The 14547-nt window shown below is 51.6% G+C and carries 12 protein-coding genes; all 12 read left to right on the forward strand.

What is annotated here, in order from left to right:
- Position 1: 1 nt before the first annotated feature.
- Positions 2 to 934, forward strand: coding sequence for a 16S rRNA (cytosine(1402)-N(4))-methyltransferase RsmH (rsmH, locus tag ACJJIL_RS04270; RefSeq protein ID WP_413663018.1), 933 nt, complete (start codon positions 2 to 4; stop codon positions 932 to 934).
- A gap of 4 nt (positions 935 to 938) precedes the next feature.
- The gene (gene ftsL / locus ACJJIL_RS04275; RefSeq protein ID WP_413663017.1) at positions 939 to 1214 is read left to right on the forward strand and encodes a cell division protein FtsL; all 276 of its coding nucleotides are present in this window, start codon (positions 939 to 941) and stop codon (positions 1212 to 1214) included.
- A gap of 188 nt (positions 1215 to 1402) precedes the next feature.
- Positions 1403 to 3163, forward strand: a complete 1761-nt coding sequence (locus ACJJIL_RS04280) for a peptidoglycan D,D-transpeptidase FtsI family protein (protein ID WP_445361268.1) — start codon at positions 1403 to 1405, stop codon at positions 3161 to 3163.
- A complete protein-coding gene (locus ACJJIL_RS04285) occupies positions 3160 to 4692 on the forward strand; it encodes a UDP-N-acetylmuramoyl-L-alanyl-D-glutamate--2,6-diaminopimelate ligase (RefSeq protein ID WP_444917991.1) in 1533 nt (510 codons plus the stop codon). Before ACJJIL_RS04280 ends, ACJJIL_RS04285 begins: the two co-directional genes overlap by 4 nt.
- On the forward strand, positions 4685 to 6064 hold the full coding sequence (locus ACJJIL_RS04290; RefSeq protein WP_445361269.1) for a UDP-N-acetylmuramoyl-tripeptide--D-alanyl-D-alanine ligase: 1380 nt from the start codon (positions 4685 to 4687) through the stop codon (positions 6062 to 6064). Before ACJJIL_RS04285 ends, ACJJIL_RS04290 begins: the two co-directional genes overlap by 8 nt.
- The gene (gene mraY, locus ACJJIL_RS04295; protein WP_444893034.1) at positions 6064 to 7149 is read left to right on the forward strand and encodes a phospho-N-acetylmuramoyl-pentapeptide-transferase; all 1086 of its coding nucleotides are present in this window, start codon (positions 6064 to 6066) and stop codon (positions 7147 to 7149) included. The genes ACJJIL_RS04290 and mraY overlap by 1 nt, the downstream gene beginning before the upstream one ends.
- An 8-nt stretch (positions 7150 to 7157) precedes the next feature.
- A complete protein-coding gene (murD, locus tag ACJJIL_RS04300; RefSeq protein WP_445361270.1) occupies positions 7158 to 8540 on the forward strand; it encodes a UDP-N-acetylmuramoyl-L-alanine--D-glutamate ligase in 1383 nt (460 codons plus the stop codon).
- Positions 8537 to 9760, forward strand: coding sequence for a putative lipid II flippase FtsW (ftsW, locus tag ACJJIL_RS04305; protein WP_445361271.1), 1224 nt, complete (start codon positions 8537 to 8539; stop codon positions 9758 to 9760). Before murD ends, ftsW begins: the two co-directional genes overlap by 4 nt.
- Complete coding sequence (gene murG / locus ACJJIL_RS04310; RefSeq protein ID WP_445361272.1) at positions 9760 to 10857, forward strand: undecaprenyldiphospho-muramoylpentapeptide beta-N-acetylglucosaminyltransferase; 1098 nt, start codon at positions 9760 to 9762, stop codon at positions 10855 to 10857. Before ftsW ends, murG begins: the two co-directional genes overlap by 1 nt.
- Before the next feature lie 29 nt (positions 10858 to 10886).
- Complete coding sequence (murC, locus tag ACJJIL_RS04315) at positions 10887 to 12350, forward strand: UDP-N-acetylmuramate--L-alanine ligase (RefSeq protein WP_445361273.1); 1464 nt, start codon at positions 10887 to 10889, stop codon at positions 12348 to 12350.
- 133 nt (positions 12351 to 12483) lie between these two features.
- The gene (locus tag ACJJIL_RS04320; protein ID WP_413665884.1) at positions 12484 to 13170 is read left to right on the forward strand and encodes a cell division protein FtsQ/DivIB; all 687 of its coding nucleotides are present in this window, start codon (positions 12484 to 12486) and stop codon (positions 13168 to 13170) included.
- Between the two features lie 115 nt (positions 13171 to 13285).
- Positions 13286 to 14521, forward strand: coding sequence for a cell division protein FtsA (gene ftsA, locus ACJJIL_RS04325; RefSeq protein WP_282933862.1), 1236 nt, complete (start codon positions 13286 to 13288; stop codon positions 14519 to 14521).
- Positions 14522 to 14547: the final 26 nt, after the last annotated feature.

The following is a 14547-nucleotide window of genomic DNA, read 5'->3' on the forward strand; positions in this document are numbered from 1 at the left end:
GGTGTCTCAAGAATTGCATCGCAGTGTGTTGTTACGCGAGGCCGTAGACGCTCTGGTGACTGAGCCGGATGGGTTTTATATCGATGGCACCTTTGGCCGGGGAGGGCACAGCGCCTCAATCCTTGAGCACTTGGGGCCCAATGGCCAGTTGGTAGGGGTGGATAAAGATCCCCAGGCTGTTGAATTTGCAGAGCAGCGGTTTGCCGGTGAATCCCGTTTTTCCATTTGGCATGGGTCTTTTGCCGATATGGATAAGGCTGCCGGGCAAGCTGCCGGTAAGGTCAGTGGAATATTGCTCGATCTGGGGGTGTCTTCGCCGCAACTGGATCAGGCCGAGCGCGGTTTCAGTTTTATGCAGGATGGCCCCCTGGATATGCGTATGGATACCAGTCGGGGTATCAGTGCAGCGGAGTGGGTCAACACTGAGGCTGAGGCCGAAATGGCCCGGGTGTTTAAAGAGTACGGCGAGGAGCGTTTTGCCCGTCGAATGGCCGCTGCCATTGTAAAGCGCCGGCTGGAAAAACCATTTGAGCGCACCCTCGATTTTGCCGAGGTTGTGAAAGAGGCGAATCCGGCTTGGGAAAAAGGTAAACATCCTGCTACCCGAGTCTTTCAGGCTATTCGTATCCATATTAATGGCGAGTTGGATGATCTGCAGAGTGCATTGGATAAATCCCTGCAGTTGCTGGCACCGGGTGGGCGCCTGGTGATTATCAGTTTCCACTCTCTTGAAGACCGAATGGTGAAGCGTTTTATTCGGGAAAAAGAGCGCGGACCCCAGTTGCCTCGTGGCCTTCCGGTTATGGATAGTCAGATAGCCAAGTCACTGCGTTCGGTGGGCAAGGCAGTGAAAGCCAACACGGTTGAAGTGGATGAAAATCAGCGGTCCCGCAGTGCAGTAATGCGGGTGGCAGAAAAGCTGGCGGGAAGCTGAGTTTATGTCTGGCAAGGCTCTACTTGGAGTGGGGGTAATGTGGATAGCGGTAATACTGTCGTCGCTATCTGTTATTCATACCACCCAACAAAGCCGAGAGTTAACTGCTGAGCTCGGTAAGGCACAAAAAGCCCACGATGAATTGCGCTATGAGCAGGAGCGTCTCCTTTTGGAGAAAAGTGCCTGGTCTGCCTATAGCCGGGTCGAACAGGTCGCTCGAGAAAAATTAAAAATGCATATGCCAGCACCTTCGGAACAGGTATTGGTAGTGGCGGATTAAGTTTTAACCGCCTTGGATGAAGACGTAAGTACCCCACTGCTTGCCCGGTGGGGTTTCTGCGTTTGGGGGCTTTGGCCTTTAAATAATTATAAAGAATTTTGCGTTAATTGAGTTTTGGAGTTCAGGCCCTGGAGAGTGGCATGCTCAGCCGGGATGCAAAATAAATAGATAACGCCAACTGGGAAAACATGGGCGCAGTCAAAAAAAAGGATATTCAGCCGGGTATAGCCCGCTGGCGCTTTGCGCTGGTGGCGGTCCTGCTGTGCCTGCTCGCTCTTACCCTTGTGTTCCACTTGGCCAAACTGCAGGTAGTGCCTGCTGCTGAGCGCGGATATCGTTTCCTGCAAGACCAGGGCCGGGCCCGCACCTTGCGCACCGAAGAGATTGCTGCCTATCGGGGCTCAATAGTCGATCGAAACGGTGAGCTTCTCGCTGTCAGTACACCGGTACACAGCCTGTGGGCCAATCCCAAGCTGTTGAGTGAAATAAGCGATGCGAATTTAGTGCGCCTGGCTCGCGCGCTGGATTTACCGTCATCCAAACTTGGCACTCGCCTGAAGAAATACCGCAATAAAGAATTTATGTACCTGCGCCGGCACTTGTCTCCAGAAGAGGCTGAGAAAGTGCTGGACCTGGGTATTACAGGTGTTTTCAGTAAAAAAGAGTATCGGCGCTTCTATCCTGCCGGGGAGGTCGTAGCCCAACTTCTCGGTTTTACCAATATCGATGATCGCGGCCAGGAAGGAATGGAATTGGCCTACGACGATTGGCTGTCCGGACAGCCGGGATCACGTCAGGTAATTAAAGATCTGAAAGGGCGCACGGTAAGGGATTTGGCAATTCGTCAGGAAGCGCAACCGGGCAGGGATCTGCGTTTGTCTATCGATATGCGCCTGCAATATTTGGCTTACCGGGAATTAAAGCGGGCGGTGTCGGAAAACGGCGCCGCTTCCGGCTTTATGGTGATTCTCGATACTCACAGTGGCGATGTGTTGGCCATGGCCAACCAGCCTTCATTTAATCCCAATGATCGCAAAGGGGTTAAATCGGCGGCTATGCGCAACCGTGCGCTGATCGACCAGTTTGAGCCGGGTTCTACAGTGAAACCCTTAACGGTATTGGCGGCTTTGGAAACCGGGCGCTACACCCCAAGAACAGAAATTAACACCAGCCCTGGATATATTCGCGTTCCGGGAAAAACCCTGGTGGATCCGGTTAATTACGGAAAAATAGACCTCACCAAGATTATTACCAAGTCGAGCCAGGTGGGAATTACAAAAATTGCTCTCGATTTGGAACCAAATTCTCTGCGGGGACTCTTTTATCGCTTGGGTCTGGGCGAGGCAGTGGGCAGCGGCTTCCCCGGTGAAGCACAGGGGATCTTGCCCAGTCGCAGCCGCTGGCACCCAATCGAGCGGGCTAATTTCGCCTTCGGCTACGGTTTAACAGTTAACGCTGTGCAACTGGCACAAGCCTACAGCGTACTGGCGAATGAAGGGGTTAAGCGTCCTGTTTCCCTGGTTTTATCCGGTAACAAAGTTCCGGGCGAGCCTGAGCAGGTTATTGAGCAATCCTTGGCCGGGCAGGTTACTGCGATGTTGGAGACGGTGATTGGTGCTAAGGGTACCGGACGCCTTGCCGCTGTAGAAGGTTATCGTGTCGCCGGCAAGACCGGTACTGTGCACAAAGTTGGCAGTAGTGGCTATGCGGATAATCGCTATCGCTCAGTATTTGCGGGCTTTATTCCCGCTGATAATCCGCGCCTTGCCGCGGTAGTTGTTATTGATGATCCCAGTCACGCCAAATATTACGGTGGTGAAGTTGCTGCACCGGTATTCGGTGCGGTGATGACTGGTGCTATGCGCCTGTTGCAGGTTCCGCCGGAAAAAATTGAATCGGCGGAGGGGCAATTGGCCGCGCAGTTAAGCGAGAGGGGTTCAAAATCGTGAGTCAGCGCGAAAAACATTCTGTTTCTATCAAAGAATTAGTGCCGGGTTACGCCGGTATTCCCGATATTTCTGTCACTGGTATTGCCCTGGATAGCCGCAAGATAAAAGCGGGCGATGCATTTATGGCCTTGCGCGGTTCTGTGGTCGATGGTCGGGAATTTATCGATGCGGCAATTACTGCAGGTGCTGCGGTAGTGCTTGCCGACGGCGACAAGTTGGAATGTAAAAGCCGTGGTGATATCCAGGTGGTCAGTGTTCCCGGTCTGGCAAAGCGGGTAGGGGAAATTGCCGCGCGCTTCCACGGTAATCCCAGTGGTGAAATGCACTTGGTTGGAGTGACTGGCACCAACGGTAAAACCACTTGCGCCTATTTGACTTCCCAATTACTGGCTCGCCACTTTGGCAGTGCAGCATTGATAGGCACCATTGGTAATGGTGTCTGGAAAGATAACCAAATCGAATTGCAGGAAACGGGTTTAACAACGCCTGACCCGGTGAGTTTACAAGCGGACTTTGCAAATTATCGCGATAGTGGCGTTGCCGCTGCCGCAATGGAAGTTTCTTCGCATTCCCTTTCTCAGGGACGTGTGCATGGGCTGATTTTTGATACGGCAATTTTTACCAATTTGAGCCGCGATCATTTGGATTATCACGGCAATATGGCCGCTTACGGCGCAGCCAAAGAGAAACTTTTCGGACTGCCAAAATTGAAGCGAGGAGTCATTAACCTGGATGATCCGTTTGGCGCCCAGTTGGCAGAGCGCTGCAAATTGCGTGGCCTGCGCGTTATTACTTATGGGCTGCAGGCGGGTGATTTATATGTTGCTGACCTGCGTCGCCATGAGCGCGGTTTTTCTGTAAAGCTTAATTCCCCCTGGGGCAGCGGTGAACTGCACGCACCCTTAATCGGCGATTTCAATATTCACAATGCTCTGGCTGTGGTAGCTGCTGCAGCGGCAGAGGGCATGCCTTTTGAAGATATTCTTGCCGCTTTCCCCACTATTAAAGCGGTGCCGGGGCGTATGGAGCGTGTCCTGGTTGAGGGTTCCGATGATGTGGGTGTATTGGTGGATTATGCCCATACACCAGATGCTCTTCGCGCGGCTTTAGCAGCAGCGCGCCCTTACTGTCGCGGTAATTTGTGGTGTGTTTTTGGTTGTGGCGGTGACCGGGATACGGGTAAGCGTGCGGCGATGGGGCGTATTGCCTCCGAGATGGCGGACCGTGCCATTGTGACTAGCGATAATCCGCGCAGCGAGGAACCACAAAAAATTATCGACGATATTCTCGAAGGGGCTGCCAGTAATATCGAAGTTGAAATTGATCGCGCGACAGCGATATCTCAGGCGGTATCTGCAGCGCAACCGGGGGATATTGTATTGATCGCCGGTAAAGGGCACGAGAATTACCAAATTATCGGCAGTGAAAAAATTCACTTCTGCGATCGTGAGCAAGCTGCTGCAGCTCTCAAAGCCCGCGTGGATGAACCGGGCCAGTCAAGTGAAGACAAGGAGAGCCAAGGTGATTAATTCCCTTACGTTGCAGCAACTGCAAAGCCGTTTTGGTGGTGAGTTAATCAATGGCTCTGTGGAGTTTGAACTGGTTTGTACGGATACCCGCAAGCTGGACCCCAAATCTTTATTTGTTGCTCTGGTTGGCGAAAATTTTGATGCTCACGACTTTGTCGGTGAGCTGGATGGCCAGGTATTGGGGTTGGTCGTCGATCGTGAAGTACCCAGTTGCAGTTTACCGCAGTGGCGCGTTGAAGATACGACGGCCGCATTAGGACAAATTGGCTTACTGTGCCGTGAGCAGTTTGACGGTCCGGTTGTGGCGATCACAGGGTCCTGCGGAAAAACCACCGTTAAGGAGATGCTGTCTGCAATTTTTTCCCAGAGTCATACACCCTGTGTAACCGAGGGAAACCTGAACAACCAGTTCGGTTTACCTATGACTTTGTTTGGGCTGACAGTGCAACACGATGTGTTGATTCTCGAAATGGGAGCTAACGGCCCTGACGATATTGGCTACCTGTGTGGTATCGGCAAGCCGCAGGTGACGGCGGTAAATAACGTAATGCCAGCGCATGTCGAGGGCTTTGGTTCTGTTGATGCTATCGCAAAAGCCAAGGGCCAAATTTATACCAGTTTGGATGTATCGGCGACGGCGGTGATCAATACCGATGATGGCTATGCGAATTACTGGTTGGAGAATATGCCCGAAGGGGTAAAGACTCTGGGTGTTGGCTTATCTAATGAGTGTGCTATCCATGCGGATAATATTGTATTGAATCCTAATGGTTGCCCTTCATTTGACTTGGTAATTGAAGGCGTTGCCCACCCTGTTAGCCTGAAATTGCTTGGTGAGCACAACGTTCACAACGCTCTGGTTGCTGCTGGTTGTGCTTTTGCTGCGGGAATACCTGTGGTTGAAATTATCAGCGGACTTAACACGGTGACCGGGGTTGCTGGGCGCTTGCAGGAGCAGGCAGGTATAGCCGGTGCAACCGTTATTGATGACAGTTACAACGCGAACCCGGGTTCAGTAGGTGCGGCCATTGAATTGCTGTCACAGCGTTCAGGTAAAAAAATCCTGGTGCTGGGGGATATGGCCGAGTTGGGGCCGGACGCGGAGGAAATGCATAGAAGCGTTGGAGCTTTGGCACGAGAGCGGGGCTTGGATGCGCTGTTTACATTGGGGCCGCTGGGTACTGCCGCCAGCATGGCCTTTTCTGCGGGGAGGCAAGAGTCGCTGCGCAATTATCGCGAGAGAGAACCCCTGGTTACTGCTCTCACTCAACAATTGGATGAACAAACCACAGTTTTGGTTAAAGGATCACGCAGCGCCCGTATGGAATTGGTAGCGCAGGCACTGCTTGGCAATAGCAGAGGGGAGAAGTAATGCTGCTTTGGCTAGCGGAGCTATTACAACAACATGTCAGCGGTTTTTCGGTATTTAACTACCTGACAGTGCGCGCAATTCTTGCTGCGTTGACGGCTCTGGGTATTTCACTACTTGTGGGGCCGCGCATGATTCATTGGTTGAATCATTTACAGGTGGGACAGGCTGTTCGCGATGATGGTCCGCAAAGCCATTTGAGTAAATCTGGCACCCCGACTATGGGCGGCACCTTGATTCTCGCCTCAATTTTTGCCTCAGCCCTACTCTGGTCTGATCTCAGCAATCGTTACGTGTGGGTTACTTTATTAGTTACCTTTGTTTTCGGTGCTGTGGGCTTCGTGGATGACTATAAAAAAGTCGTTTACAAAAATCCCCGTGGCCTTATTGCTCGCTGGAAATATTTTTGGCAATCCGTTGCCGGGTTGGGTGCAGCTATTTATCTGTATATGAGTGCTTCAAGCCCGGCAGAGACCCAGTTTTTTGTTCCCTTTTTTAAAGATGTTGCGATAAACCTGGGACCGGTATCTTTTATATTGCTGACCTATTTTGTTGTTGTTGGCTCCAGTAATGCGGTTAACCTGACTGATGGCCTCGATGGCTTGGCGATTATGCCTACTGTGATGGTGGGTGGAGCACTTGGGGTGATTGCTTATCTATCCGGCCATATGGAGTTTGCTGACTACCTGCATATTCCCGCAATTCCAGGAGCCGGGGAGTTGGCGGTGTTCTGCGCTGCCCTCGGTGGTGCCGGACTCGGATTCTTATGGTTTAACACTTATCCGGCCCAGGTGTTTATGGGGGACGTGGGCGCTCTGGCTCTGGGGGCGGCGCTGGGAATTATTGCGGTAATTACCCGTCATGAAATTATTCTGTTCATCATGGGCGGCGTGTTTGTGATGGAAACGGTTTCCGTAATTTTGCAGGTGGCATCCTTTAAATTAACGGGGAAGAGAATTTTTCGTATGGCGCCTCTGCACCACCACTTTGAGTTAAAAGGGTGGCCGGAGCCTCGAGTCATTGTGCGCTTTTGGATTATTACCGTCATTCTGGTCTTAGCTGGTTTGGCAACACTGAAAATTCGATAAATAGATAAATGAGCCTGATCGCGACTTCTTCACAGCAGAAAGTGGTAATAGGTCTTGGCGCTACCGGAAAGTCGGTGGTGCGCTACCTGCTGCGTCACGGCCATACGCCGGTCGTGGCAGACAGTCGCGATAACCCGCCGGGGCTCGAAGCTTTCCGTCAGGAGTTCCCTGAGGTTGCGGTGGAAACAGGTCCATTGCGCCCGGGGACAATACTCGCCGCGAGCTTGATTATTGCTAGCCCGGGAGTTGCGCTTGCTGAACCCGTATTGCAGCAGGCGATTGCGGATGGGATTCCTGTGGTTGGGGATATTGAGTTATTTGCCCAGGCCCTGACTCGGATGCAATCGACAGCAAAGCTCGCCGCGATCACAGGCTCCAACGGAAAGAGTACAGTGACCACACTCCTGGGGGAGATGGTTGAAGAGGCAGGGCTGACAGTTGGTGTGGGTGGCAATATCGGTGTGCCGGTGCTGGATTTACTTGAGAAACCTCTGCCGGACATCTTTGTTTTGGAGCTTTCCAGTTTTCAATTGGAAACCACCTACTCGCTGGCACCTACCGTAGCCACCATTTTAAACATGAGTGCGGACCATATGGACCGCTACCCCAGTATGGTGGAGTACCACCGGGCCAAGCAGCGCATTTATCGCGGAGCGGATCAGTTCGTGATAAATCGCGCGGACCCCTTATCCCAGGGGCCTCTTTCCCGAGAGAGACGGGAGTGGAGTTTTGGGCTTGATCAGCCGGATCTCAATCAGTTTGGCCTGCGCTTGCATGAGGGGCAGAACTGGTTGGCTCGAGGCACAGAAGTTTTAATGCCTGTGGCCGATTTGGCTATGGTGGGTAAGCATAATATTGCCAATGGTTTGGCAGCCCTGGCAATGGGTTATGCACTGGGCCTGCCCACTGAGGCGATGCTAAAAATTTTACGCAGCTTTCGCGGGCTGAAACATCGCTGTGAGCGCGTGGCTGATTTTGAAGACGTTGTTTATGTTAACGATTCAAAAGGCACCAATGTAGGAGCAACCCAGGCGGCATTGGATGGCTTGGCTACGGCAACCAGTAAAATAGTGCTTATTGCTGGAGGGGATGGCAAGGGTGCTGATTTTGCTCCCTTACGAAAAAGTGCAAGAGCACTCCGGGCTCTGGTGTGTATCGGTGTAGATGGAGACCAAATAGCCGGTGTCTTTGATGGCCTGTGCGAGATTCGCAGGGCTAGCACAATGATAGAGGCCGTCGCTGAGGCCAGGCAATTAGCCAATAGCGGTGACTATGTATTGTTATCACCGGCATGTGCCAGCTTTGATATGTATCGCAACTTTGAAGCCCGTGGTGATGATTTTCGCCAGGCCGTTCTGGAATTGTGCGATACCGCTGGAGGCTCCCGGTGAGTGCCCAGGTAATCAAGACTCAAGGTAGTGAATGGCAGGATGGGCTGCTGCTACTCAGTGTTCTGGTTCTGGCTAGCATCGGTGTGGTGATGGTTGCTTCCGCATCTATCGCCTTCGCTACGGATCTTTATGGTGATCCCTGGTATTTCCTTAGGCGCCATTTGGCTTTTTTGATGGTTGGTGGGTTAGCTGGATTTGTCGTCAGTCAGATTCCCCTGTCAATTTGGTCTCGACTGTCCTGGCCATTATTACTATTTGCTTGCCTGCTATTGATTGCCGTGCTTGTGCCGGGGATTGGACGGGAGGTGAACGGTAGCCGGCGTTGGCTGGTATTTGCCGGCATAACTGTACAACCTGCGGAAGTGGCTAAGTTCTGTCTGCTAGTTTTTTTCGCCAGTTTTTTAACTCGTCGAAATAAGCAACTACGCCACTGGACCAGCTTTATGGTGCCAGTGGTGATTCTCGCAACGGTTGCTCTGCTATTGCTTTTACAGCCGGACTTCGGTTCGGTGGTTGTAATTTCAGGCACCGTGTTGGCAATGGTTTTTTTAGCGGGAGCGCGTCTTCCCCATACTTTTTTATTGGTAGCTGCGGCTGCGAGTGGACTGGCGTTAATGGCACTGATGAGTCCCTATCGCTTACAGCGATTGCTGACGTTTCTGGATCCTTGGGGGGATCAGTTTGCCAGTGGCTACCAACTTACCCAGTCCCTGATTGCATTTGGTCGCGGAGAGTGGTTTGGAGTTGGTTTGGGCAATAGTGTGCAAAAACTGTTTTACCTGCCTGAGGCCCATACGGATTTTATTTTCGCCATTCTTGCAGAGGAATGGGGAATGTTGGGTGGTGTAGTGCTGGTAGGGCTTTTTGTTGTTCTCACCTACTCACTGCTCCGCCTGGTAAAAGAGGCCCTGGTGCAGGAGAAGTTTTTCGCTGCACTTCTAGCTTTTGGTATGGCAGTGCTATTGGCAGGACAAGCTTTCGTGAATATGGGCGTTGCTTCAGGCTTGTTGCCGACTAAAGGGCTAACGCTGCCATTTGTCAGCTCTGGTGGCAGCAGTCTGATTGTATGTTGTGCATTACTCGGCTTGGCGATGCGGATTCGGGCTGAACTAAAAGAGCCTGTTGAAAACGGAAGCGGGGGGCTTGAGCTTTTGCGTCAGCTGCCAATATTCCATTCACCCAAGTCCAGTGTGAAGGGCAGCAACGGAGAAACGGTTTGATGTCTGAAGTAAATAAGCGTTTTTCTGGAAAGAAGTTTTTGCTGATGGCCGGTGGTACCGGCGGTCATGTGTTCCCAGCGTTGGCTGTGGCTAAAGCGTTGCAAGAGCAGGGGGCTGTTGTCGAGTGGTTAGGTACTGCCCGTGGGATTGAATCCCGATTAATACCTGCGGCGAATATTCCTTTGCACTGCATTAAAGTGGAGGGTATTCGGGGGAAGGGAAAGTTGGCCTTACTCAAAGCCCCGTTGCAAATTTTGCGGGCAATTGCTCAGGCCAGGACAGTTGTTAAGCAGGTACAACCTGATGCAGTACTCGGCTTTGGCGGCTTTGCGACCGGCCCAGGGGGCGTTGCAGCCCGTCTCGGGGGGATACCGTTGATTATTCACGAGCAAAATGCTGTTGCCGGAACGACAAATCGCTTGTTAGCGCGGATTTCCAGCCAGGTGCTGGAAGCATTTCCCAGTGGGTTACCCGGAGCCAGGCAAGTGGGCAATCCAGTGCGCAAAGAGATTGCAGAATTGCCTGAGCCAGAAACTCGAATTGGCAGCCAGTCGTCTCTGCGCCTTTTGGTATTGGGCGGTAGCCTCGGTGCTGTAGCAATTAATGAACTGGTTCCTAAGGCAATCGCATTGCTGGAACCCTCCCTGCGCCCGGTAGTGGTCCATCAGGCGGGAGAGCGCCACCTTCAGACTGCCAAAGACGCCTATAAAGAGGCGGCGGTAGAAGCTGAGGTGGTCCCTTTTATTGCGGATATGGCTGAGGCCTACCGCGCTGCGGACCTGATTATTTGCCGTTCCGGGGCTTTGACTGTTTCTGAAATTTCAGCTGCGGGAGTCGGTGCAATCATGGTGCCTTTTCCCTTTGCAATTGATGATCATCAAACGCGTAATGGCGAGTGGTTGCAAAATGCTGGCGGAGCGATTGTTATGCAGCAGCGGGAAATGGACGAGCAGAAGTTATCTGACTTATTACAAAGCCTGCTAGAAGATCGCCAGAAACTATTGCAAATGGCGACCTCCGCACGGCGCGTGGCAAAAACTGATGCGACCGAGCAAGTAGTAAATGCTTGCAGGGAAGAGCTGGCCTCGGCCAGGTAACACAGAATAAGTGGACGAAGGTTAAAGTAATGTCTTCAGTGCAGACAAACGAAGATAAAAGTTATGCGGTACCGGCTATGCGCCGTATCCGCCGTATCCACTTTATCGGTATCGGCGGTGCCGGTATGAGCGGCATTGCAGAGGTACTGCAGAACCAGGGCTACGAAGTCTCAGGTTCTGACCTGCGTGAATCTGCAGTTACTGATAGATTGCGCAAATTGGGCGTTAAGGTCCAAATCGGGCACAGCGAGGAAAATGTTCGCGGCGTTGATGTTGTGGTCAATTCCTCTGCCGTACATGGTGATAACCCGGAGCTGGTTGAAGCGAGAGAAAAGAGAATCCCTATTGTACGCCGTGCCGAAATGCTCGGTGAACTAATGCGCTATCGCTATGGCATTGCTGTGGCAGGAACCCACGGAAAGACCACCACGACCAGCTTAATCGCCTCAATTTTTGCGGCAGATAAAAAAGACCCGACCTTTGTTATCGGTGGTCTGGTCAACGCTGCAGGTGCCAATGCTGCCTTGGGCGAAAGTCGTTATTTAGTGGCTGAAGCTGATGAGAGCGATGCGTCTTTTATTCACTTACAGCCGATGGTGACGGTGATTACCAATATCGATGCAGACCATATGGAAACTTATGGTGGAGACTTCGAAAAGGTAAAGCAGATCTTTATTGATTTTGTTCACAACCTGCCGTTTTACGGTTTGGCGGTAGTTTGCGGGGATGACGCCAATGTTCAGGAAGTTATTCCCAAGTTTTCCCGCCCGGTTCTGACCTATGGATTTGATGAGGGTAATGACTACCGTATCGTTGAAGTAAAGCAGGAACCACTGCGCAGTCATTTCACGGTACAGAGACCGAAGGGTGATCTATTGCAGGTTTCTGTGAATACACCGGGTATTCACAATGTTCTCAATGCGACTGCAGCAATTGCTGTAGCTAGTGATGAAGGCGTTAGTGATGAAGCAATTAGCCAAGGTCTAATAGGCTTCCAGGGCGTTGGTCGTCGATTCCAGATCTACGGTGATTATGCCGTTAGCGATGATACCGAAGCCGATAAGGTGATGTTGGTAGATGACTACGGTCACCACCCACGTGAGGTAGCCGCTACTGTAAAGACAGTTCGAGATGGCTGGCCGGATCGTCGCTTGGTAATGATTTATCAGCCCCACCGTTATACCCGTACGCGGGACTTGTTTGAAGACTTTGTCCAGGTCCTCTCTGAGGTGGATAAGTTAATTTTGCTGGATGTATACAGTGCGGGTGAAGCGCCAATTGCTGGTGCCGATGGCAGAACGCTTGCGCGAAGTTTACGCAACAGGGGACAGGTAGATCCGATTTTTATGGAAACTATCGATCAGGTTCCACCGGTATTAGCTGATCTGTTGGAGCCAGGTGATATTGTCCTGACCCAGGGAGCTGGCAACGTCGGAGCACTTTCGCAAAGGTTGGCTGATTGGCGCTTGGGCGAGCGCAGCGGCGAGGGCTAAGTAGCTAGTGAAAGGAGCTGGAACGAAATCAGCCGGGAGAAAAAAAAAGACAGCTCGCGGAGCGAGCCCTCTTGGAACCGATGATCCCGAGAAGCTTCGTCTGAACTGGAAGCGGTGTTTTTTTTTATTGGTGATGTTCGCAGGCTTTAGTGCTTTGCTCTATGGTGCAGTTTGGTTATGGCGATGGGTGCCATCGGTTGAGTTGAGTAATGTTGATGCTCTAGAGCAAGTTGAAGTACGCGGGGCTTTTAATGCGGTAACTGAAGAAGAGTTAAGAGAGGTGCTTCTTCCTCACTTGAAAGCGGGCTTTTTTTCAGCGGACATTCAGGCGATGCAGCAGACATTACTGTCTAACCCCTGGATTACTTCCGCCTCGGTGAGCAGGCGTTGGCCGAAGGGTGTTGAGGTTGATATCACTGAAGCGCAACCTCTCGCCACCTGGGGTAAAGATAAATTGTTGGTAGCGAGTGGGGATCTGCTGCCGCGTCCGTCACATATGGGGGTTCAGTCCCTGCCCGAGCTTGCCGGGGATGAAGAATTGGTAGAGCGGATTATGCTGCAATACCGCGCGCTTGCGGGGTTACTGACCACGCGGGATATGGAGGTTAAACGGTTGTCATTTGACGACCTAAGCGGTTGGCATCTGGAGTTAGTGTCGGGAATTGAATTAAAACTTGGCCATGATGCTTTATTGGAGCGGGTACACCGTTTTCTGTATTTGAGTCGGGGTGTACTGGCGCCGCACTTGCAAAAAGTTGTCAGCGTCGATACGCGCTACAGCAATGCGGTAGCGGTTCAGTGGAAAGACGAAGAAAAGTAAACATCGAGGCAGCCCGGGTGGCTGTTTTATAGATAAAAGTTTAAAAGCGAATGCTGTGTTCTGGTCCGATAGCAGAACCTGAAACAGAATGCAGCTCAGCGAGGTTGGCACGAAAATGACACAGGTATCCGATCAGCGCATGATTGTTGGACTGGATATAGGCACCTCTAAAGTAGTCGCTATTGTCGGTGAAGCTTCCGGTGATGGGGAACTTAATATTGTCGGTATCGGCTCTCATCGTTCCACTGGAATGAAAAAGGGCGTAGTGGTTAATATTGAATCAACCGTGCAATCTATACAGCGCGCTGTGGAAGAAGCTGAGTTGATGGCGGGTTGTGAAATTCACTCTGTGTACGCAGGGATTGCGGGAAGTCACATTCGCAGCTTGAACTCTCACGGTATAGTTGCGATTAAGGATCGAGAGGTTACCCAGCAGGATCTCGATCGTGTTATTGATGCTGCCAGGGCTGTCGCTATTCCTGCGGACCAGAAGATTTTGCACACGCTTCCGCAGGAATACCTGATTGATAATCAGGAAGGGGTAAAAGAACCTCTCGGAATGTCTGGTGTTCGCCTCGAAGCAAAGGTCCATTTGGTCAGCGGTGCAGTGAATGCTGCACAGAATATTGAAAAGTGTATTCGTCGATGTGGTCTGGAAGTAGAAGATGTCATTCTTGAACAATTGGCTTCAAGTTACGCAGTCCTGACCGAAGATGAAAAAGAGTTGGGAGTATGCATGGTAGATATTGGTGGGGGAACCACCGATATTGCTGTGTTTACTGGTGGATCTATTCGGCATACCGGTGTGATACCGATTGCTGGAGACCAGGTTACCAATGATATTGCCATGGCTTTGCGCACACCGACACCGCACGCAGAAGACTTGAAAATCAAATATGCGTGCGCGTTGGCAAAACTCGCTCGCGAAGGTGAGACCATTAAGGTACCCAGCGTTGGTGATCGCGCGCCCAGGGATTTATCCCGACAGGCATTGGCCGAGGTCGTTGAGCCGCGCTACGACGAATTGTTTACATTAGTACAGGCGGAGTTACGTCGCAGCGGCTTCGAAGATTTGTGTGCGGCGGGTGTAGTACTTACCGGCGGCTCTTCAAAAATGGAGGGCGCGGTTGAACTGGCTGAGGAAATTTTTCATATGCCGGTTCGCCTAGCAGTGCCTCAGGGTATTGCAGGTTTGACGGATATCGTCAGCAACCCAATTTATTCCACTGGAGTTGGATTATTGATGTATGCGATGCAGCAGGAAGAGGCTCGAGAGGGCAAAATACAGCCTGTGCGCAACGATAATCAGTGGTGGGACAAGGTAAAGCACTGGTTTCGCGGAAATTTGTAATAGAGTGCAACCAGATTTAGCCATCC

The organism is Microbulbifer maximicatervae (SeqCode), from assembly GCF_052468095.1.

Excerpts from the sequence above, each read along its gene's own strand:
- ACJJIL_RS04280 (WP_445361268.1), top strand. The coding sequence starts at position 1,403 with ATGGGCGCAGTCAAAAAAAAGGATATTCAGCCGGGTATAGCCCGCTGG.
- ACJJIL_RS04320 (WP_413665884.1), top strand. The coding sequence starts at position 12,484 with ATGTTCGCAGGCTTTAGTGCTTTGCTCTATGGTGCAGTTTGGTTATGG.
- ftsL (WP_413663017.1), top strand. The coding sequence starts at position 939 with ATGTCTGGCAAGGCTCTACTTGGAGTGGGGGTAATGTGGATAGCGGTA.
- murD (WP_445361270.1), top strand. The coding sequence starts at position 7,158 with ATGAGCCTGATCGCGACTTCTTCACAGCAGAAAGTGGTAATAGGTCTT.
- murG (WP_445361272.1), top strand. The coding sequence starts at position 9,760 with ATGTCTGAAGTAAATAAGCGTTTTTCTGGAAAGAAGTTTTTGCTGATG.
- ftsA (WP_282933862.1), top strand. The coding sequence starts at position 13,286 with ATGACACAGGTATCCGATCAGCGCATGATTGTTGGACTGGATATAGGC.
- murC (WP_445361273.1), top strand. The coding sequence starts at position 10,887 with ATGTCTTCAGTGCAGACAAACGAAGATAAAAGTTATGCGGTACCGGCT.
- mraY (WP_444893034.1), top strand. The coding sequence starts at position 6,064 with ATGCTGCTTTGGCTAGCGGAGCTATTACAACAACATGTCAGCGGTTTT.